The 1,216-nt window shown below is 43.4% G+C and carries 1 protein-coding gene; it reads left to right on the top strand.

All coding sequences use genetic code 11. The annotated features are described in order from the left end of the window. The first annotated feature begins 90 nt into the window (after positions 1-90). A complete protein-coding gene (locus MAQ5080_RS17140; protein WP_067213521.1) occupies positions 91-1,188 on the top strand; it encodes an ISAs1 family transposase in 1,098 nt (365 codons plus the stop codon). Positions 1,189-1,216: the final 28 nt, after the last annotated feature.

Below are 1,216 nucleotides of genomic sequence, written 5' to 3'. Positions count from 1 at the left end.
CAGGGCGCGAGCATACTTTGAAGAACTAGCTTCAAACCTGCCAAAACCTGTATTGTAGCGCTTATTAGTTCATCAAACAGGCTTCATTCCGTGACTCTTATCGAACATCTATCTGTCATCAAAGAAAATCGCTCTGATATTAACCAAAAACATGATTTAGTGGATGTCATGTTCCTCGTTATCACCGCCATTATGGCTGGCGCCGAAGGTTGGCAAGATATCGAAACGTACGGGGATGGGAAGTCTGAATGGCTGAAACAGTATAGGACGTTTAAACATGGTATCCCAAGACGCCACACTATTGCTCGCATTCTAAAGGGCTTGGTGCCAGAAACCTTACTTGAAGCATTAATCAATTGGGTTAATGAGAATCGGAAATTACAGGGAAAACCCTTGATCGCATTGGATGGAAAAGTGCTACGAGGTGCTTATAGAGGGAGCCCGCAATCAGCTCTTCAACTTGTCACAGCTTACGATACTGAAAATGGCTTAGTTTTAAGTCAGAAAGCCACGGCCACAAAAACAAGCGAAATCACGACAGTACGAGATATGTTGAGTGTGTTAAATATTCAAGGGGCTGTGGTGACGGTTGATGCACTGCATTGCCAGAGAGAAACGCTAGAGCAAATTAGAGAGCAAAAAGGTCATGTTGTGGTTCAGGTTAAAGGCAATCAAGGGCAGCTAAAAAAAGCGATTGAGCAGCAATTTGAGGAGTACTTTAAAAAGCCGAAAGCCACGCCTGTTATAGAGTTGAAAGAAAAAGGACATGGGCGAACAGAAGAGCGAAACGTCTTTCAACTGAAAGCGAAATTCCCGCCGGAGTTGTCTGAGAAGTGGCCCACTATACGCAGTATCATAGCTGTAGAGAGGCTTAGAACGATCAAAGGAAAAACAACGATAGACACGTCGTTTTATGTGAGCTCTTTATCGCCTAAGCATAAGTCATTGCATCACTACATACGCCAACACTGGCGCATTGAAAACAGCCAGCACTATGTTCTGGATGTCGTGTTTAATGAAGATAAGTCAAGAATCGTGATGGATGATGCGGTAGAGCATATGGCTCTATTCAAACGTTTTGTGATGAACATACTTAGGCAATGTAATGATGACTCCCCGAGCCAACGGCAGAAGCTAAAAAGAGCTACTTGGAGCGATGATTATCGTGCTCAATTATTGTTTGGTTAAAAAGAGAACAAAGTATGCTCGAGCCCTG

Origin of the sequence: Marinomonas aquimarina (genome assembly GCF_900089755.1) — a bacterium.
GTDB lineage: Bacteria > Pseudomonadota > Gammaproteobacteria > Pseudomonadales > Marinomonadaceae > Marinomonas > Marinomonas aquimarina.
The sequence above is the reverse complement of the archived record's forward strand: the minus strand, read 5'-3'. Positions and strand labels throughout refer to the sequence as shown.